This window comes from Paenibacillus sp. JT22N15 (assembly GCF_059383755.1).
This window is the reverse complement of sequence record NZ_JBXENV010000009.1, coordinates 220,885-241,527: the sequence shown is the minus strand read 5'-3', so window position 1 is coordinate 241,527 and position 20,643 is coordinate 220,885. Positions and strand designations below refer to the sequence as shown.

Here is a 20,643-nt window from a genome sequence, read left to right as displayed (position 1 = left end):
CGATTGTTTAGCAGACTACCCGTTGATTAAATCAGCCTGCAGCAGAAGTCTGCGAATGAGTGCAGCAGCCTCCGCACGGGTAATGTCGTCCTGCGGATGCAGCTGTCCGGAATTCCCCGTCACAATTTGAAGCTCAACCGCAGCGGCCATAGCATCTTTCGCCCAACTGCTGATTTCATTCTGGTCCACGAAAGCGGACAGCTTATCCATAGATCCCGAAGCACTCAGCTTCGTATAAGCTACAGCTCTTGCGATAATCGCAATTGCTTCCTCGCGTGTAATTGTCTTTAGGGGGCCAAATGTGCCGTCAGCATAGCCGGTAATAAGACCATAAGCCGCAGCTGTTTCCGTATAATCGGCATACCAGCTTCCGGCCTGTACATCTGAAAACTTACTTTGCCCTTGTAGAGCCGCTGGGCGCAAGCCTAAACCACGTACGATAATCGCCGCAAACTCAGCGCGGGTAATAGAAGCATCCGGAGAGAAGGCCGTCTCGCTTGTCCCTTGTACAACCATGCGGGAGGCCAGGTCGTTCACCTCATCGCGGCTCCAATGCTTCGCCAGATCCTGCATCTCCCGCGGATGCCAAATGACGGAGTACGTACTGTTCGTCAGGCTGTTGATCACTGCATAATACTTCCCGTTCAGCTTCGTAATATTGGTTGGTACATGATAGAGCTGTCCATCGGAATGCAGCACGACTCCTGTCGTAATACGACTCGCATCAGCGCCCTCCGGCATTGGAATCATCATTTGCACATAGCCGCTGAAAGTGGAGACAGCCGTCTGCTTTCCGTTGTAAGAAGCTGTAATATGGAATTCCAGCGGCGAAGCTGCAATCTCCATACCTTGGCCGGATGCCGCAGCATATACTTGATCAGACTCCGATTTTGCCGATTTTGCTATTGTGATGCTGAAAATAATGTCCTTTAAGCTGTTCTGCGCTCCTAGCTCCTTGGCAATCGCATCAACAGGGATAAGCGATGCCGGGAATACATAAGAGGCTGAAGCCGTTTGAATTTCAAGCGTCGCCGTTTTATCTGTCATTACCTTGAGCAGTTGACCATTCAGCAAGCTGTTCACGCTATCTGCCGCTTCTGTATACGGAATCGTGACTTCGCGATTGGATTCGGACTCTAGCTTTTTAATGATTTTGTCGTTGTCGAGCGTTACCGTCGCATAGCGCAGCTGATTGCTGGTGAACGTCTGCACCGTAGCCGTCTGTTCCTGCTTCACTCCGTCTACGTATACCGAAATTCCAGTTCCCGCTGATCCTGTCCCCGTCTGACTGGAAGTGCCTGTTGAAGGTGTTGAGCCTGAGCCCTGCTGGGCGCGGGTCACTTTCACCAGGTAAGTACGGAACGGCTTTGTTGAGTCAGCCGCCATAACCGTGACCGGAATTTCATTCAGACCGACACTTAACTGCACTGTAACCGGATTGTCTGCCGATTGGCCGTTTATCGTTACCGTCGCAAGCGGATCAAAGGCTTCAGCTGTAATCGTCGTTGCTTCAACTGCATAAGCTACATTTTGCTCGTAGCTCAGCGTATTCTTGTGGAAAGTAGGAGAAAGGCTGCCCGTACTGGTCGAAAGCGCCCCTAATTCGCTAATTCCATAAGGTGTTATATTTACTGTAATAACGGCTGGATCGGATTCCTCCTGTCCGTCCGAAGCTACATAGGTGAAGCTGTCTGTCCCTAGCTGACCAGGACTCGGCACATAAACAAACTCATCGCCGTTAATAATCGTCACGCTGGAGGACTTCGTACCGGTTGTGAGCAGGCGGAAGGTCAATGAATCTCCATCCACATCCGTTGCATGCAGCTTTTGGGTCAAAGATGTCAGACTTTCTACATCGTAGCTTGCATTCTCAGCTACCGGCCGATCATTCACCGGCGTGACCGTCACCTGGACCGTAACCGGATCGGATTCATCCACCCCGTCAAAGGCCTTTATTGTAAAGCTGTCGTCCCCGTTAAAATCCTGATTCGGCGTGTAGGTGAGTTGATTGCCATTGATAATAACCGCTTGACCGTGCTCCGCCTGATCGTCGACTAGGAAGGTCAGCGCATCCTGATCCTCATCCGTACCCGACAGTGTCAAGCCCAATACATCGTCCTCATCTATTTGCTGAGGAGCAATCGTCGTTACAACAGGCTTGGTGTTCCCCACAGTCACCGTAAAGCTCGTTGTGCCTTCCGCCAGACTGCTGTCCAATACATGGATCGTAATGGCAGCTGAGCCTTGCATTCCTTGAGCCGGCTCCACGGTAACCGTGCGCTGCTTCCCGCCTCCCGCTAGTGTAATTCCGCTGAGCGGAACAAGAGCAGTATTGCTCGATTCTGCAGTTACTATAAAATCGCTCGGCTCTGCGTCAGGATCAGTAATGGTAAAGCTTAGAGCCTGCGTAGCTGTATTTCTGCTTATGCTTTGATTGGCAATCGCACTTACCGTCGGGATGTCATTCACCGACGTCACAACCAAAGAAGTCTGACTGTCCACAACTGGCGCAGCTATCCCGTCATCCACCGTCACAGTTAAAACAACGGTCTCCGTCGTTCCCGGAGCAACCCGGTTCGCCTTCGGCGCAAATACCAATTGGCGAATGGCTATAGTCAGATCATCGGCTGTTCCGCTTGCCTCGTATTGACTGCCAACCAGACTGAAGCCGGATGCCTGAAGGGAGGCAGCGGTAAATTCGCCTTTTGCCGCAGTATCCAGTGCGATGCTGACCGTTAGCGTCTGATCGGGATCCGCATCCTCTATCGATGCGCCAGTAAAGGGTTGCTCCGTCTCCGTATCCAATAGCTCTAATGGAGTTGCGGCAATACCCGTCAATTCGGGAGCGTCATTTACCGGGGTAATCGTAACCGATATCGTACTAACCACCGTGCCTCCGTTGCCATCGCTTACTTCAATTTTAAATACATCCTGACCATAATAATTAGCGTCCGGAGTATATTCCCACGCTCCGCTCGTCGAATTAACCGTTGCGATTCCATGGGTAGCCTGCTGCAAAATGGAATAAGTCAGCGTGTCACCCTCCACATCGTTTGCCGATACTTGTCCGGTAACCGCTGTGTCCTCATCAGTCGTTACAGAATCATCCGCAGCTGTCGGCGGATCATTCACCGGCGTCACAGTTACGGTAATGGTGCTAGTCGCCGTACCTCCGTTGCCGTCGCTAACCAATATCTTGAATACGTCCTGGCCGTAATAATCCGCATTCGGAGCATACTCCCATGCTCCGGTCGACGGATTGACCGTTGCCGTTCCGCTTGCTGCCTGCTGCGATACCGAATACATCAACGTGTCGCCATCCGCATCCGTTGCGATTACCTGACCAGTCGTACTTGTATCCTCGTCAGTCGTGGCCGTATCGTCCGACGTTGTCGGAGCTACATTTATGTTTACAACCGTTACACTTATCGTACTCGTTGCTATGCCGCCGTTACCATCGCTAACCTCGATCTTGAATACATCCTGACCGTGATAACCCTCATCCGGGTTATATTCCCATGCTCCAGTCACCGGATCAACCGCTGCCGAACCATGAGCCGCCTGCTGCGAAATGGAATACGTCAGTGTATCGCCCTCAACATCGCTTGCCGTGGCCTGACCCGTCGTCTGCTCATTTTTATTGGTCGTCGCGGTGTCATCGCTCGTAACAGGAGGATCATTCACCGGCGTCACAGTTACGGTAATGGTGCTGGTTGCCGTGCCACCATTGCCATCGCTAACCTCAATCTTGAATACGTCCTGGCCATGATAATTCGCATTCGGACTATACTCCCATGCCCCCGATGACGCATCAACCGTTGCCGTCCCGTTCACTGCCTGCTGCGATACCGAATAGATCAGCATATCGCCATCCGTATCCATTGCCGTTACCTGACCAGTCATACTTGTATCCTCGTCGGTCGTGGCCGTATCGTCCGACGTTGTCGGAGCTACATTGACGTTCACAATCGTTACACTTATTGTGCTCGTTGCTATGCCGCCGTTGCCATCACTAACCTCGATCTCGAAAACGTCCTGGCCATAATAACCATCCATCGGAGTATATTCCCATGCTCCGGTCGCCGGATCGACCGCTGCCGAACCACGATCCCCCTGCTGCGAAATGGAATAGGTCAGCGTATCGCCGTCCACATCGCTTGCCGTCACCTGACCCGTCGTCTTCTCATTTTTATTGGTTGTCGCGGTGTCGTCGCTCGTAACAGGCGGATCATTCACCGGGTTGACGGTAATCGTAACCGTGCTTGTCGCCGTCCCCCCTTTGCCATCGCTAACCAACACCTTAAATACGTCCTGACCGTGATAATTCGCATTCGGATTATATTCCCATGCCCCCGTTGACGCATCGACCGTTGCCGTCCCATTCGCTGCCTGCTGCGACACCGAATAGGTCAGCATGTCGCCATCGTTATCGGAGCCAGCAATGTTACCAGTCACGAATTCGTCCTCATCTACCGATTCCGTATAGTCTGTCACGGTCGGAGCTTGATTCACAACGGTTTGTTCATAAACAATATACGGATCGGCATCAAACCGATACCGATCAACGTTGGTTCCATTCAAGCTTTCTGTGCCTGTCAGAAAGAATGTTAGCATTCCGTTCGAAGCATTATTGAAATAATTCGTGACATCGAAGGAAAGCAGCTTTCCAGCGACAATTCCACTCATCACACTATCCAATAGTTCGTACTTGCTGGGTGTATTCAGCACATCACTCATGCTAGGCCAGCCTGTATGCGCGTTCTCCACACTGGTTGGAAGGAGCGTCGTCTTGTATGCCCATACTTTGGCGATAGGCGTTCCACGAACGGCCAGACCTTCATCTCCACCACCAAGGTTATTGCCTACATTAATTCGCAAGTAAACCTTGTAACCGGCAGGTGCGCTCGCCGTTTTGTTGAATCGCACAAAAGCATGATACTCCTTCGTGCCTCCATCCTGAATACCAATATAATAAGGAGCCCCTACATAAGCGCCATACGTAAAATCATGCCCGGCTATAGCCGCCAGCGGCGGTCCGGCCAAGGAGCTTGCATGCACCGTTCCAGTTCCATATAGTCCGCCAAATATAAAATGGATTGCTATGATAGCGGTCAATAAACCTATGAATCCCTTCTTCTTCACGCTTTCCTCTCCTTATCCTTATGCTTTTTCCTATCCAAATCCAATTATTATCGCCCTAATTATACCAATTGCCTCTGAACGCATTCTGAACGAGGAGCCGCCCGCTGCATCTGCCAAAATAGCAATTTCACTGCCGCCCATACACAAAAAGCCTCCTTATCCAGTGGATAAGAAGGCTTAGTGAATGGTTCATATCTTAATCTTAGGAATGATGCGAAATATCCTTCGTCGTTGAATAACGAGCCTCGTGCTCGCTCTCATTCATAAACGGCCAGTAGTTGGCTTTGCCAAACATGCGCACCATGACTGGAATGAACAGCGGCAGCATAATGAGCGCGTACATGAACAATCCGCATAATACGAGTGTCGCGATTTGCAGCAAGGACATTACACCTGAAGGCAGCATCGCCGCAAAGGTACCACCCAGAATAATCGCAGCCGACATAATGACGCCGCCCATGCTCTTCATCGCTTTCAAAATCGCCTGGGTCGGCGAAAGATCGCGATATTCCCGGAAACGGTCCATTAGGAAAATGCTATAGTCGATGCCCAGCGCAACCAGCATAACGAAACCGAAGAACGGAACCGCCCAGCTGATGCCCGAGTTGCCGAGCAAGCGAACGAAAATCACTTCTGTTATCGCCATTGACGTATAGAAGGTCAACAAAAGCGATGCCATCAAATAAAGCGGCATAACAATGGAGCGGAACAACAAAATCAGAATGATCGTAATGCCGACCAGCATCAGCATCATCGTACGAGAGTAGTCCTCATTCGAAATATTGTTCAAATCATGGTTGGAGCTCGTCACTCCACCTACCGCATAATCAGCCTGCGCATAAGCTGTGCCTTGCAGCGCACGACCAACTGCGGCATTCAAATCTTCGATTTTCGCCATTGTCGCCATATCATACGGGTTGCCGCTAAAAATAACATCGAATTTAGCGCTCATCCGATCTTCGGACATATAAACATCAAGAGCCTGCTGAAATTCCGGCTTCTCAATCGCTTCCTCTGGAATAAACCAGCCCGTCATCTGCTTGTTTGGCGAGGAGCCGAGCTCGCTCAAATAGCTTTTCGCCGACCCAAGACCATCGCTTACCTGCGTGATGCCATCCACGCTTTGATCAAGTCCGTCCGTCAGCTGGCTGAGCTGACCGTTCAAATCGGCAAAGCCTGCTTGCAAATCGGATTGCCCGCTTGCCAGCTGGTCAGCACCCTTCGTTATGTCAGGAACCTTCGTTACAATTTGGCCTTGGCCAGCCGCGGCCTGAGCAATACCCTGCTGAAGCTGGGAAATGCCTTGTGCCAGCTTCTCCAAGCCTTTCGCAAGCTCGCCTTGGCCAGCTGAAGCTTGGGAAAGTCCCCCGTTCGCCTGCTTCAGGCCATCTGTAATGCCGCCCAGCTGTCCATTCATTTGCGTCAATTGCTCACTGAGCACTGTCGCCGTCTGTTCCATCTGGGAAGCTGCGCCTAGCACCTGCGCATAATCAGCATCGGCTGCCAGCTCAGGATACTTCTGACCCAAGCCGCTGATGCCTTTGTGAAGATCAGCGAGCCCTCCTGCCAGCTGCTGCTGCCCAGCCGCAATGCCGCCGTAGGCTTGTGATAGCTGGCCTACGCCTGCTTCCAGCTTTTCATAATTCGCCAACAGCTCTTTGCTGGCTGCTGCCAGTTGGTCGGCGCTCGTTTTCGCCTGCTTCAAGCCTTCAGCAAGCTCACCTGCTCCAGCAGAGCCATCATTCAGCCCTTGCTGAATGCGTTTCAAGCCATCTCCTAGCTGTACAATGCCGCTTTTCAAATCCTTCGTTCCCGCAGCAAGCTTGCCTGCGCCTTCCGCTGCTTCATTAAGCTTTGGCTCATTTTCGCTCAGCTTGGTGCTCGCTTCTGCAAGGCCACTGCTTATTTTTCCAAGGCCTTCCTCGCCTTTGTCGAGGCCGTCCTTCAGCGTGCCCACTTGATCAGATACCATGAGATCGTCAAGCTCTTCGCCTGTTGGGCGAGTCGCACTGCGAACAAGCGCCACGCCTTCCACCTTCGAAAGCTCACGGGTAATTTGTTCAATGGTAGCCAGCCCATCCGTTGTATCCATCGGTACAGCTGTTTTCACCACAACCGTCGAAGGCAGCGATTCACCAGGCCCGAAGCTTTCCGAAATGAGGTTAAAAGCTTTCACCGAATCGTATTTGTCGCCAATTTCATCGAGCGAGTTAAAGGAAACATTGCCTTTGTACGCCACTAGAAAAGGAACCGTCAGAACGATAACGACAACGAGCGCCCAAAGCGGCTTGCGCAGCGAGAAGCTGCCAACCGCTCCCCAGAGCCCGCTCTCCTTATGCTCAAGCGAGCCTTTCGACGGCCAGAACAGCTTGGCGCCAAGCACCGACATAAAGAACGGAACGATCGTAAACAACGCAATCAGCAAAATCGCAATGCCGATCGCTACCGCAACCGCCGAGCGGTACAGCACGAAGGTCGAAAAGCCAATAGAGGCAAAACCGACAAATACCGCAAGGCCAGAAAACAATACCGTTTTGCCCGCTGTCTTATAGGTTGCCAAAATCGATTCCTGAATATCTCCGCCCCGATGCGCCAGTTCTTCCTTAAAGCGGCTGATCAGCAAAATGCAATAATCCGTACCGATCCCGAATAAGACAGCAACGAGGAAAATTTGCGTAAAATTCGAAAGCGGAAAATCAAAATATTCTACAAGAAAGGCAACGATGGATTGGGACAGCAAATAGGTAAAGCCCACCGTCAGCAAAGGTACAATCGGCGCCACGGCCGAACGGAATACGAGGAACAAAATAATCAAAATAAAGCCAACGGTTATAAACTCCGTCTTCTTCAAGCCCTCTTGCGCGCTGGATGCGACATCGTCACCGATAATCCAGCCGCCTGTATAGTAGTGCGTCAATGGCACATCCGCAACGGCGCCGTATAGTCCCTCTCTTATACCGGACAAATCGCCACTTGAGGTATCCACCTTCACAAGCACAAGCAGCGTCTTGCCATCCTCGGACAGCATTTGCTTCTTAAGCTCTTCCGTATCAAAATGCGTCGTAATCGACGTGATATGATATTGTTCCTTCCCGGCCTTCAGCTTTTCCACGCCTTGCTTGGCCGCAGCCAAGTCCGCATCGGACAAGCCATCTGGATCATGGAACACAAGCACGGTCGAAGAGCCATTGCCCGCATCCTTGCCGCCAATCTCCTCGATCATTTTCTCGGCAATCGTGGAAGAATACCCTTGCGGGACAGCTACTTGCCCTTTTTCACGAACGAGTGCTTCCATATTCGGCGCGCTCACCATTAATCCGACTGTGACAAGCAGCCATACGAGCATGAGTACCCATCTTAGCTTTATTACCGTCTTCATTGCTCTGTTTCTCCTCCTTCTATCCCGTACGTGCCAGACATAACTTTAGCCAGCTTCTCATAGGTAGTAATAAACTGCAGTGCTTCCTGTTCATCAAAATGCTGAATATGCAAGGCCAGCATTTCTTGAATTTTTATTTCGGATTGATCGGTCAACTGCTTGCCCGCTGGCGTTAGCATTAAATACGTAACTCGCCTGTCCTTTGGGTCCTGCTGCCGTTCAATGAGCTGTTTATCGAATAAACGTGTCGTAAGTGCCGTAATGGAGCTTCGTCCTACGCAAAATGTATCCGCAAGCTCGGAAGAGTTCGTCTTCCCCTGCTTCCGCAAATAACGAAGCACCGAATATTGTTCGACCGTAAGCCCCTCCGGCATCGCTTCCCGGAACAAGCTGTTTATTTGACGATTGACGGCAAAATAGGTCGCCTCATAGCGCGCAATAATGTCCAGCATAAGTTTTCGCTCTACCATCTGCTTTCTCCTTTCCATTTATGCTTTCCCTATAAAATATTCGATAATGAAATAGTTCACTGATAGAACTATATCAAAAACCGCCCGCAAGCGTCAAGCACCCCTTTTATCATTTTCATTCATTTTAAACACAAAAATCTCCCGACACTTCCGGGAGATTTAAACACTGCTACTATCAATCCTCATTTATTCAAAAGCCTCATTTACCATTCGCCTGTTTTAATGACACATTCAGTTCTTCTTCAAATGCTTTTAAAGCATCCTGAACGCTTATGTCACTAGCGACAATGTCAGACATATATGTGGGTGCAATTTCATCCAATTTAGATATTAGTGGAAGTGGAAGTTCGCGAAATTGATTAATTAATGTGTTATTTACACGAGTAAGCTTATAAAATGCCGCTATGTTTTCATCCTGTTCTTCCCTAATAACCCTAGCGGGCAGCTCTGTAACATTGATTTGAGGAAGAATCTTCCCATAATCGTTGCTGGCAATATATTTTATAAGTTCCCATGCCTGATCAACTTTATTGGAGTTTTTAGGTATGGAAAAAATCGTATTCATGTATATTCCATTCCCCATGCCAGGGTTCTCTAGACTAGCTGGAAAGGGTACAACCCCCCATTCGAACTGATTATCAGCATTTTTATTCTTCATTAATGTCTGATACATAGTCGATTCATCGATTGCCATCGCAATATTGCCTACAAGGAAAGGGTAGGTCTGTTTCTCCATTTCACTAATTACCGTTGAGTTGCTGCTTATGCTTTGACTTCCATCATAGCAAACCTGATTCTTGAAGCACTTCGTGACCCCGTCAAATATTTTCTCCCACGAAGGGGAGCTCAATGTAAAGGTATTCTGATTATAAAAGGATAACCCACTGCTTTCACCAATGGTTAGCGCCATCATAAAAGGTGTAGATATGCTTTTATAATATAAACCCATCTGGCGATCTTCTTGACCATCTTCGCCTCGGAATCGCTGTGCCAATTCAAAAACATCATCCCACGTTATTTGATCATTCGGATAAGCGACGCCATTTTGATCAAAGAGCTTTTTGTTGTAGTATAACGCTTTTCCTGTAAAAGCTGCTGAAAGTCCATGCAACTGATTTTGATCATCGGTTAGAAAATCAATCACTGCAGGGGTATACGTTGTAAGATCAAATTTATCTTTTTGAACAAAACCTTCCAAAGTGGATAGCTCATCTTGATCAGAAAGAATGGCATAAGAGTCCATATCAATTGCTATTACATCCGGATTTTCGGTGGTGATCAACTCTTGAATGGTATCTGTTATATTTTTATTATTTTCAAGCCTCTCCATTATCGACACAACATTTAATGTGTAGTTTGGATGTGTTGCCAAGAAAAAGTTTCCATAGGTCTGGTTAAAAGCTTGACTATTAAAGGCAAGCACCTTTAAGGATTGCTCTTCTTGAGGCCCTTTATTTGCAGTTTGACAACCTGCCAAAAATAATAATACAATCCATATTAAATTATATTTTTTCATTTATAGATCCCTCGCTTTTTTATCCCGTAAACGACATAAAAGAAATGAAAAGGCCACCGAAGTGACCTTTTATACTAGCAACATGAAAGATAGGTAGAACTTACATAAGTATTGCAAGTTGAACAAACACCATCACACGCGTAACCAAATGTCGAACAAGTTACTGTATCTCTTCTTACTGGGCTACATGCATAATCGTGTCGATATTTTTGCGTTCTACCGTTACAAGGATTACTCGTACATTCTTCTTTAGATCCACAAATAGTCATACTCTCACCCCCTTTCGGTTATCTGCTATGCATCAAGATACTTTATTTTCCTCTTCTGCGTTAATATAATTATTCGCTTGAGAATTAAACATCTTTGAATACAAATTATTATCAGATACTAACTGATGATGAGTACCCATTTCTACTATCTCACCATTCTTAAGTACGATAATTTTGTCTGCATACAAACAACTTGACAACCTATGTGTTACAATAATAGAAGTTTTATCGATGCAAATATCCTTAAAACGATTTAGTAGGTTAACTTCCGCAATTGGATCAATCGCTGCGGTTGGCTCATCCATTATAATTATTTCTGCTCCTTTAAATAAAGTTCTGCTCAATGCAACTCTTTGCCACTGCCCCCCAGACAATTCAATACCATTGTCTAACGTTGGACCTAAATGCGTTTTTTCTTTTTCAGGTAAATTATTTATTAAATAATTTAGATCAGACTGCTCAACGGCCAATTTAAATCGTAGCATTTGATGTTCAGTAACCACATTTGTCAAACCTATATTTTCCTCAATTGATAAGTCATACTTAAAATAATCTTGAAAAAGAATTGAAATTTTCTCAAATAATTCTGAATGGGGGATTTTTTTTAGATCTATTCCATCGTAAAATATTTCGCCATCCTGCGGAGTATATAAGCCTGCTAAACATTTCACAAGTGTACTCTTACCAGAACCATTCTCTCCTACTATTGCTATCATTTCTCCAGGTGATATAGTAAAGGAAATATTGTTTAGAGTATATTTATCACTATTAGGATATCTAAAAGAAACGTTATTAAAAGCAATTCCCTTAGTCAATTTACTTTCAAGTTTTAATTGACTCGATCCAGAACTGTGTTCCTGCTGCTCCAAAAATGATTTACAATCTGTCAAAAATAGACTCTGATTTAACAGACTTCCCACTGCACCAGATATAAGTTGAAGGCACCCTATACCGAGAGGAAGTATTTGTGAATAGGCTACATAATCCCCAATCGTCATGATATTTCTCCCAAACCAAATAAGACAGATCATAAAAAGCACATTTACTATTTGATTAAATATCACATTATAGCTTTGCTTTTTTACCCCTCGCTTTTCAAGCTCGTACTGCTCATTCGCTGTTTTCCAAAAAAATTGCTTCCATATTCCTAACAGATATTTACCATGACTAAAAATTTTTAATTCCTTTTGCACAACTCTATTGCTGAATAAACTAAAGAGATAATTACTTCTTCTAATACCATGAGTTTGCGATTGACTTTGTAAATACTGACTCTTTGATATCCCTATGTTTGTGTATATTGATGGTATTAAAAGAAATAAAAGCAAAAAAGAAAGTGACCAATGCAGCTTAAATAAAAGTAAAATATACCCTGAAATCATAATTGAACATTTAACAATCTCTATAATTGAAATAAAACTAGATATGGATTTCCCTCCCATACCACTTGCAACTCGCTCTATTAGATTATGATTTTCTGTGTCCTCAAAAAATATCAAAGGTAACCTATTAAGTTTATTAACCACTAAATAGTCCATATTATAGTTTGAAAATTGTGTAAGTCTCGTTTTTATTAGGCCTTTTAAATTCATGAGTAGAAAACTTGATATAAAGAGAGCTAATTGCACAAATATTAATAAAATAGTATTGACTAAAGACTGTCCTTCACTTAAAAAAAGTACAATCGTATCTGTTAATACTTTTAATACGTAGACCTGCAGCACTGGGATAAAAGCTTCTATAATTGAAATACAAATATATATAATAAATCTATAACGAGAACCCTTCTGAATGATTTTAAAGATAAACACATAAAGTTGAAGAAAATCAATAAACCTTTTAATCGTCATTATGTAACCTACTCTGAAAAATAAAAATGGGATACTCGGAAACCATTTTCTCTTCAATAATTAACTTATATACATAAATACCTTCTTCCGTAGCAGCAAACCTCGCATTAAAACACGCATCCATACCTGGAGAAGCATTTACAAACCTATAGTTTTTAATTTCTATTAATTTACTATAGAATACAATAACTCCATCAGGCGCATAAACCTCTACATATGCTTCAGCATTGAAACTATGAATGGGCAATAAAAATTTAATTAATACATCTGTCACGACTGCACTTGGAAATAACTTAACTTCCATAATATTTAGTATATTTTTTGCGGAATGACCGTTAATAAACGAATCAAACTGAATCCTCTCTGCCACTAACAAACTACCTTTAATGTGCATTCTATTCCCCTGTCCCTCTTGTAGTTATCTATACCATTTTATCGAACGAATATCTCCTTGTTCTGTCCGCGATAGCATCTTAAAATTCGCTCTTTTTTTCAATAAACCGGAATCGATAAAAACAACGTTTTTTGAAAGCCATGTCTTCCTTTTTAATTTAAAAAGCCACGAAGAAGAAATAAAAATAATCACATTTGTTTGGCGGTGTATTTCAGTTAGATATTTATCTACTTCCTTATATTTCGGATCCCTATAATCTAATAACACCACAAAATCTTGATTAAATTCCTTAGATATTTTCTCAAAAATTCTCTTTTCAATTTTCATTTGCAATACCATAAATATAACTATAAAAATAAACAATATTATCATTATAAAAATTAAAATATATAATAAAAAATTAAATATTGTCATGTATTTTCCTCGTATTATTAAAATTATCAATTTTCTTCACAAGGGTAATACTCAAAATATAAATTATGACTAGAAGAACACTTATGTAACTTTGGAAAGGAGAAACTCTCAAAGGCAATATAAGACTTACAATGCATAAAACTATTAAGAACATATTCCTCAGTAACGGTCTCTTATTCAAAAAGCTACTTTCTCCAAAACAAGAACATTCTGAAACTTCTGTTATTTTCCGCTTTAATAATAATGTATAAGAAAAAAATAAAAGCAATACTATAGAAAATAATTCTTTCCACGGATTTAATATATTAAATAAAAAGCTGATTACTAAGAGAATTTCTATTCCTATCAGAACATTGACACTTAAATTCGTAATTGGTATAGGCACTAATTTTAGAGTTCTTACTTCTTCTCGTATATTTTTTATATCAGTTAATTTGGCGTAAATCGACATTGAAAATATAAATCCAAAAATCAAATTAATGAAAAATAGAAATATCATATCTTTTCTCTTTTACTATGAAAGATCGAAATATCAAACACACTCGGTGTGAAGCTATTTTCTATAATATTACCTTCTTCATTAACAAGAAGACTTGTAGGAGTTTTAAATACATTTACTCGATCCAGAGGTTTTTTAAATGAGTACAAAGTAAATTCATACTCAAATTCTTTTTTTATTTCATGATTATCTTCTTCATCACCATCTGTAATAAGATAAAACCCGTCAACATTGTTAAAAATAGATAGTTCAGGTATTAACTCTATGCAGTGTGCGCAACTCAATGATAAAACAAGAAATAAGGATTTTTTCGCCTTATCAAAAGGAAGTTCATAGGCTTCTGAAAATGAGATAATTTCTTTGGTTTTATTTTCATTTTGCTTATCATGTTCATTTCTTGCCAGTTTTAAAATTTCGCTTAGACTCTTCATTTAAATGCGCCCCTCCTCATTACCTTGGAGTATCTTCCTTAAAGGAAGAACGAGAATATCATAAATAAACTCTTCCCCACAAACTTCAAGACTTAGAACTTGGCCAACTTCATTTAGAGTAAAAGCTTTAGGAAATGAATAGATTCTCATTCCTTCATTCATAACCTTTTTTGGTATATGATACAAATTCAAAGTTGAAGAGAAGTAGTCACATAACAAACTAAATATGTCTGAGGAAGTGTGGATAAAGGCAACTATATTAAGATACGGCTTTTTTATAGCGTATGATTTTAATGTCTCCATTGCTAGTTCACATGTCGAACATTCTGTATTAAAGAAAACCGCCATCATATGTTTTTTATCTTTAATGAGATCAAAGAGATAAACATTTTTTTCAGAATCAATTAGCAAATTAGTTGCATAATCACCGATATTAAGATCAAAGTTATTTGGCTCTTTCAAAAATTTTCGGTGAGAACTATTGGAACTATCAACATTAATCATTATATCCACCTTTTTTAATTTAAAATTATTAACAGTACTTAATTTTGGAAATTAAGAAAAATCCATCCTGTTCAATCATACCATCATATTCCATATAGTTATATAGTATTATTTTGTATATTTTTCTGTTTTTTTGTCGAATAACGGCGGATTTTATCCTTCAAAGAGATGTGTGCTCTTTTGAAAGCTACTAATATGATCTGAATCGGAACTTATTTGCCCATAAGGAGTAGGTATTTGAAAAATATAAATTGTTAGATTTTGTTTTATTACATTTGAGAATACGCTTCAAAATCAAGGAAAATACTACTTCACCATTCTTGTTTGGAAATATCACCTCAGCATTTACCCGGAACTAGAATACTTACTCAAAAAAAATTTCTATCCCTCATTACAAATAGGCTGCGTAAAGGTTCTGTTATGAACCTTCACGCAGCCTTTATTTAACTCTCAAGTTTTACCCTATACTGTATGTCTTATTAAGCCGTCTACTCGCTCATGGAAGTAGCTGCTTCCGCAGATTCAGCTGCGGCATCACGCTTCCCATGCTTGCCTTGATGTCCCGCTTCGTCGCCTTCCGGCTTCTTGAACTCGCCGTTTACGAACTGGGTGACACGCGCGGTCAGCTCAGCGATTTTCGCATCATATTGCTCCTGTGTCAGCTTGCCATCAGCCAGTGCTTGATCCAGTCTAGCTGTTTCTTCGCTGACTTTCTGATCAATGACCTTCTGCACATCAACGCCTTTTGCAGCTGCGACGTCAGCGAGCGATTTTCCAGCTTTCAGTTCCGTTTTCAGCTCATCGACCGTCACGCCAAGAACGGCAGCCGTTTCCTCGCTTGCGAAGCCGCCTTTGCCGAATCCGCCTTTGCCACCGCCACGATGGCCGCCTTCACCGCCAAGACCAGCTTGGCCATTTGAATCTAATATTTTATCAGCTATTGCCGAGCTATCCCACTGCTTGTCTGCTTTTGTCGCATCGGACGCTTTGTCTGGATCTTCACTTTGAAGCTTTTCTTTGCGGGCAGCAGCCGCCGCATCCATCCATTCCACCAGCTTGGCCTTCAGCGTCTCGCGGTCTACGCCCTGAGCGGAGGCGACCTCGGCAAGCGTTTGCGTTTTGAGCTGCGTATCCAGCGTCGCTTCATCAAGCTTCAAATATTCAGCAAGCTGCGTTTTCCACTGTCCAAAGCCGAAAGATCCGCCCTTGTGCTTGCCTGCCTCACGCGTTGCTCCGCTTCCATCCGCGGCGCTTTGCGTGCTTGTATCCGTTGAAGCTGCATGGATGGCCGGTATAGCCAGCGCACCTCCGCCTACCACCAGCGATAATGCAATTGCGCTTGCGACGATCGTTTTCGTACCCTTCATGACTGTATTCCACCTTTCAGTTGAATTTGCCTTACATTTCCTATCATAGGCATCCATTATTAGCTCAGTTATAAACCTAGCTGAATATTACCTGAAAATCGTGAGGATTTATTCAGAAAACCAAGCGTAAACGGCTATAGCCGTCCTCTGGCGGCAAAGTAATTCTTATATTTCAACAAAAAAAGACGGAGCCTCATCAGCTCCGCCCTGCATTCTATACGATCCTGTTCCCTACTCTTGCTGAAAATAAAGCTTTCAGCCCTACGCCGTTACTGGCGCTCCCAGCTGCAATTGATACATCGCGAAGTATTTGCCGCTATGCTCCATCAATTGATCATGGTTGCCCCGCTCAACGATCTCGCCATGATCCAGCACCAAAATTTGATCGGCCTGGCGAATCGTCGATAGGCGATGGGCAATAACGAACGTCGTGCGCCCTTTTTTGAGCACATCCAGCGCCTTCTGAATAATCGCTTCCGTCTCGGTATCGATGCTCGCAGTCGCTTCATCCAAAATCAGAATCGCCGGGTCATACGCGAGCGCCCTTGCAAAAGAAATCAGCTGGCGCTGTCCCGCAGACAGCGTGCTGCCCTTCTCGATAACCGGCGCATCGATGCCGCCGGGGAACTGCATAAACATCTCGTAGGCGCCTACATCGCGCAGCGCCTGCTCTACCCGCTCCCGGCTAATTTCCGGGTTGCCTAGGCTGACGTTCGACGCGATCGTTCCCGTGAACAGGAACGGGTCCTGCAGCACGATGCCCATATGCTGGCGCAGCTGCTGCTTCGGAATTTCCCGTACATCGCGGCCATCAATTAAGATGCTGCCTTGTTTTAAGTCATAGAACCGGAACAGCAGGTTGAGAATCGAGCTTTTGCCAGAGCCGGTATGCCCCACAAGCGCTACCGTCTCGCCCTGACGAGCAACGAAGGAAATCTTCTTGAGCACATAATCTTCTTTTTTATAGGCGAAGGTGACGTCCTTGAACTGCACTTCGCCCTTGTAGCGCTCGATTTTGCCCGTTGCAACATCAATGCCTTCTTCATCCATCAGCTTGAAGACGCGCTCTGCCGATACGCGTGCCGTCTCCAGATTGGAGAGCTGGTTCACCACGCCGACGATCGGCTGGAACATCCGGTTCATGAGATCTATAAAAGCATACAGCGTACCGACGAGCAGCACTGTGCCGAACCAATTGCCCCAGAACATCCAGATGACCACAAGAAACATAATGTTGCGGATGACCTGAACCATATTATGCGAGGTGATGGAGTTTAAATGAAGCAGCTTGTTTTGAAATTTAAAATAATGATCATTCAGCTCATCAAACTCCTCCATCATCTCTTTCTGGCGGCGGAAAGCTTGAATGATCGGCATTCCTTGAATGGCCTCATTGATCATGCCGTTAATTTCGCTCAGCTTAGCTCGAATAACCTTATTGTAATACGCCGCGTAACGGCGATATACCTTGATCCACACGAGCAGCAGCGGCACAAGCGGCAGCGCGAACAACGCCAGACGCCAGTCGAGCAGGAACAATGCCACATAAATCGCCGACATATAAATGATGGCCGAGAAAAAGTTCGCCAATACCGAAACATATAGCTCCCGTACCGCTTCGGTGTCATTCGTAATCCGTGATACGACTTGGCCTGCGGCCAGTGTATCGTAATAATTGACGGGTAGCCGCTGCGTATGCTCGAATACATCATTACGCATGCGGCGGACGATGCTGTTAGCTGACGTTTGCAGCAGCAGCCTTTGGCCATAAGTCAAAAATCCGCCTATGAGCAGCAGCACGCAATAAAGCGCCGCAAGCTTTATAATGCCAGGCGTCTCTGGCTTGTAGAAGGCGAACAGCTCTTTTGCAGACAATGCGGTTACAGGAAAAGCAACCACCTCTCCTGTCGCTTTGCTCGTGAAGGTCATCTGCTCACCCTCTACCTTGCGCTTTCCATCCTCAAAGGGCAGCTGCCCTTCAAGCCAATAAAACGTTCTTCCCGACTGCAATATTCGCACACTGTCACCCTTTGGCTCTCCAGCCGACAGGTGATCCACGCGTTTGTACCATTTTCCATTATGCTCAACCGCGAAGCTGTCCTGCTTCGCCGTCTCATACCATGTCTTCTCAATGCCAAGTATGTTTTGGTCGATCATGCGCTTGGCAATGAACGGTCCTGCGAGCTCTGCGGTTACCGCTAACAGCAGCAGCACAAGAGCTCCAATAATCGGCTTCTTATATAGCATGGCGTATTGAAACAATCGTTTACCTGTTAAGCCCATTGTCCCTAGCGCCCCCCATTTCCTTCACTTTTCGTCCGTTGCTTATTAGGACTCAATACTCGACTCCAGCTGCTGGCGATCATATTGCTCCCTGTACCAGCCGCCCGCTCGCAGCAGCTCCTCATGCGTGCCTTCCTGCACAATACGTCCTTCATCGAGCACGATAATCCAATCCGCATGCTGAATCGCAGACAAGCGGTGCGTCGTAATGAGCGTTGTTTTGCCCGCACGCTCTGTGCGGATGCCCTCAATAATTTCCGCCTCCGTCTTGCCGTCTACGGCAGACAGCGCATCATCGAGCATTAGAATTTCCGGATCAGCGATAAGCGCACGCGCAATACTCACACGCTGCTTCTGCCCGCCTGAAAGGGCAACTCCCTTCTCACCGACCATCGTTTCCAAGCCATCCGGCAAAAACTGAATATCCTTGGCAAAGGAAGCACGCTCCAGCGCACGCTGCAAATCCGCATCGCTGGCCTCACCCTTCTTCCCGAACCAAATATTGTGGCGAATCGAACGGGAGAACAGCACCGGCTGCTGCGGCACATAGCCGATCCAGCCGAGCAAGCGCTGAATTTCCAGCTTGTCGATGGGCACATTCGAGACGGAGATCTCTCCGCTGCCAATTGGATATTCCCTCAGAAGCTGCTTGAGCAGCGTCGTCTTGCCGCTGCCTGTGCGTCCAACAATGCCCAGCGTCTGGCCTTTGCGGATCGCGAAGGAAACATTGACCAAATTATCGACCTTCGACGAAGGATAGCGGAACGTCACCTTACGGAATGCAATCGTCTCCGGCTCATCCACTGCGACTAAATCTGCAGCATCCTTTACATCCGGTTTATAGTTCAGTGATTCGTTAACCCGATCAAGCGAAGCATTGCCCCGCTGCATAACGTTAATCAATTCTCCGATCGCAAGCATCGGCCAGATGAGCATCCCCAAGTAAATATTGAACGAAACCAGCTCGCCCAGCGTAATTTCACTCTTGAACACCATGTAGCCGCCATAGCATAGACCGATTAAATAGCTGAGGCCGATGAGAATTTTCATCGTTGGCTCGAACAGCGCATCGATGCGGGCAACCTCAATATTTTTCTCATACACTTCGTCTGTCTTGCGGCTGAACTGCTGCTGGCTCGCTTCCTCCTGTACGAAGGCGCGAATGACGCGCACGCCAGACACCGCCTCCAGCACCTGGTCATTCAGCTCGCCGAAGGAATCCTGCGCTTCCATGAAGCGGTGGTGGATTTTGCCGCCGAAATAGCTCATCGCCAGTGCCATAAGCGGCAGTGGCAGCAGCGCAGCCAGCGTCAGCTTGAAGCTGATTGTAGCGATCATAACCGCGAGAATGGTCACCATAAAGAAGGTCGAGTCAATGAGCGTCAATATGCCGAAGCCCGCTGTGTTCGACACCGCCTTCAAATCGTTCGTTGCCCGAGCCATCAAATCGCCAGTACGATTGCGCTCAAAGAAGGTCGGCGACATTTTCATAAAATGCTTCATCAGCTGGGAACGCATAATGCGCTCCAGAAGGAACGAGCCGCCAAACAATTGATAAAACCAAATATAGGACATGATGTAGCCTACAATGGTAATGGCAATCCAGCCGCCAATGATGAAATAAAACTCTTTGTCAGCAAGTGAGCCTTGCGAAATGCCATCGATGGCATAGCCCGTCATCCAAGGCGGAATAATATCCAGTACGCCAACCAAAATCAGCAGCACGCCCGCTATCGCGTAGCGCTTCCAATCCATTTTGAAAAACCATCCAAGCTTCTTAAGTACGATAAACATAGCGCTGCTTTGATACCTCCCCATATCCATCCAAACGTTTATTTTTCCCATAAAAAAAAGGAAACGCATCGGTTACACGATACGCTTCCTTCACATGCATCACCGACCTCTGGCGGGTCGAAAAGCATTGAAAAAGGCGCACGGCTGCATCGAACGCAACCATACGCCTTTGATTTATGGGAAAGCTCCCTTATTCATCAAAGAGAATTAACGCACGGATGGATTACGCTCATTAAATTCATATTTACAAAATCAAATTTCTTTCCTAGATGTACAGTAAATTTACGCATGAGACATAATCCTCCTTTCCATTTGTTTAATCTTCTGCCAC

Annotated in this window: 13 protein-coding genes; all 13 read right to left on the bottom strand. The window is 45.4% G+C overall.

All coding sequences use genetic code 11. The features are described 5' to 3' along the window. Positions 1 to 15: 15 nt before the first annotated feature. A complete protein-coding gene (locus tag AC50X8_RS19350; RefSeq protein ID WP_494880982.1) occupies positions 16 to 5,142 on the bottom strand; it encodes an Ig-like domain-containing protein in 5,127 nt (1,708 codons plus the stop codon). A 202-nt stretch (positions 5,143 to 5,344) separates the two neighbouring features. Then, the gene (locus AC50X8_RS19345) at positions 5,345 to 8,521 is read right to left on the bottom strand and encodes an MMPL family transporter (RefSeq protein WP_494880979.1); all 3,177 of its coding nucleotides are present in this window, start codon (positions 8,519 to 8,521) and stop codon (positions 5,345 to 5,347) included. Beyond that, positions 8,518 to 8,991 (bottom strand): MarR family winged helix-turn-helix transcriptional regulator, encoded by a 474-nt coding sequence (locus tag AC50X8_RS19340; RefSeq protein WP_494880974.1) that lies wholly within the window; start codon positions 8,989 to 8,991, stop codon positions 8,518 to 8,520. Before AC50X8_RS19340 ends, AC50X8_RS19345 begins: the two co-directional genes overlap by 4 nt. 199 nt (positions 8,992 to 9,190) lie before the next feature. Further along, on the bottom strand, positions 9,191 to 10,507 hold the full coding sequence (locus AC50X8_RS19335; protein WP_494880972.1) for an ABC transporter substrate-binding protein: 1,317 nt from the start codon (positions 10,505 to 10,507) through the stop codon (positions 9,191 to 9,193). Positions 10,508 to 10,808: 301 nt separating this feature from the next. After that, positions 10,809 to 12,626 (bottom strand): ABC transporter ATP-binding protein, encoded by a 1,818-nt coding sequence (locus AC50X8_RS19330; RefSeq protein ID WP_494880970.1) that lies wholly within the window; start codon positions 12,624 to 12,626, stop codon positions 10,809 to 10,811. Beyond that, entirely contained in the window at positions 12,616 to 13,020 is a 405-nt protein-coding gene (locus AC50X8_RS19325; RefSeq protein ID WP_494880968.1) for a hypothetical protein, read from the bottom strand. Before AC50X8_RS19325 ends, AC50X8_RS19330 begins: the two co-directional genes overlap by 11 nt. Before the next feature lie 24 nt (positions 13,021 to 13,044). Beyond that, positions 13,045 to 13,434, bottom strand: coding sequence for a hypothetical protein (locus AC50X8_RS19320; protein WP_494880966.1), 390 nt, complete (start codon positions 13,432 to 13,434; stop codon positions 13,045 to 13,047). After that, a complete protein-coding gene (locus AC50X8_RS19315; RefSeq protein ID WP_494880964.1) occupies positions 13,421 to 13,933 on the bottom strand; it encodes a MauE/DoxX family redox-associated membrane protein in 513 nt (170 codons plus the stop codon). The genes AC50X8_RS19320 and AC50X8_RS19315 overlap by 14 nt, the downstream gene beginning before the upstream one ends. Then, positions 13,930 to 14,364, bottom strand: coding sequence for a hypothetical protein (locus AC50X8_RS19310; RefSeq protein ID WP_494880962.1), 435 nt, complete (start codon positions 14,362 to 14,364; stop codon positions 13,930 to 13,932). Before AC50X8_RS19310 ends, AC50X8_RS19315 begins: the two co-directional genes overlap by 4 nt. Further along, the gene (locus AC50X8_RS19305) at positions 14,365 to 14,868 is read right to left on the bottom strand and encodes a hypothetical protein (RefSeq protein WP_494880960.1); all 504 of its coding nucleotides are present in this window, start codon (positions 14,866 to 14,868) and stop codon (positions 14,365 to 14,367) included. It lies immediately after the preceding gene. Positions 14,869 to 15,356: 488 nt separating this feature from the next. Beyond that, positions 15,357 to 16,235, bottom strand: a complete 879-nt coding sequence (locus AC50X8_RS19300) for a hypothetical protein (protein ID WP_494880958.1) — start codon at positions 16,233 to 16,235, stop codon at positions 15,357 to 15,359. Between the two features lie 261 nt (positions 16,236 to 16,496). Beyond that, the gene (locus AC50X8_RS19295) at positions 16,497 to 18,518 is read right to left on the bottom strand and encodes an ABC transporter ATP-binding protein (RefSeq protein WP_056036554.1); all 2,022 of its coding nucleotides are present in this window, start codon (positions 18,516 to 18,518) and stop codon (positions 16,497 to 16,499) included. 45 nt (positions 18,519 to 18,563) lie between these two features. Beyond that, a complete protein-coding gene (locus tag AC50X8_RS19290; protein WP_056036552.1) occupies positions 18,564 to 20,312 on the bottom strand; it encodes an ABC transporter ATP-binding protein in 1,749 nt (582 codons plus the stop codon). Positions 20,313 to 20,643: the final 331 nt, after the last annotated feature.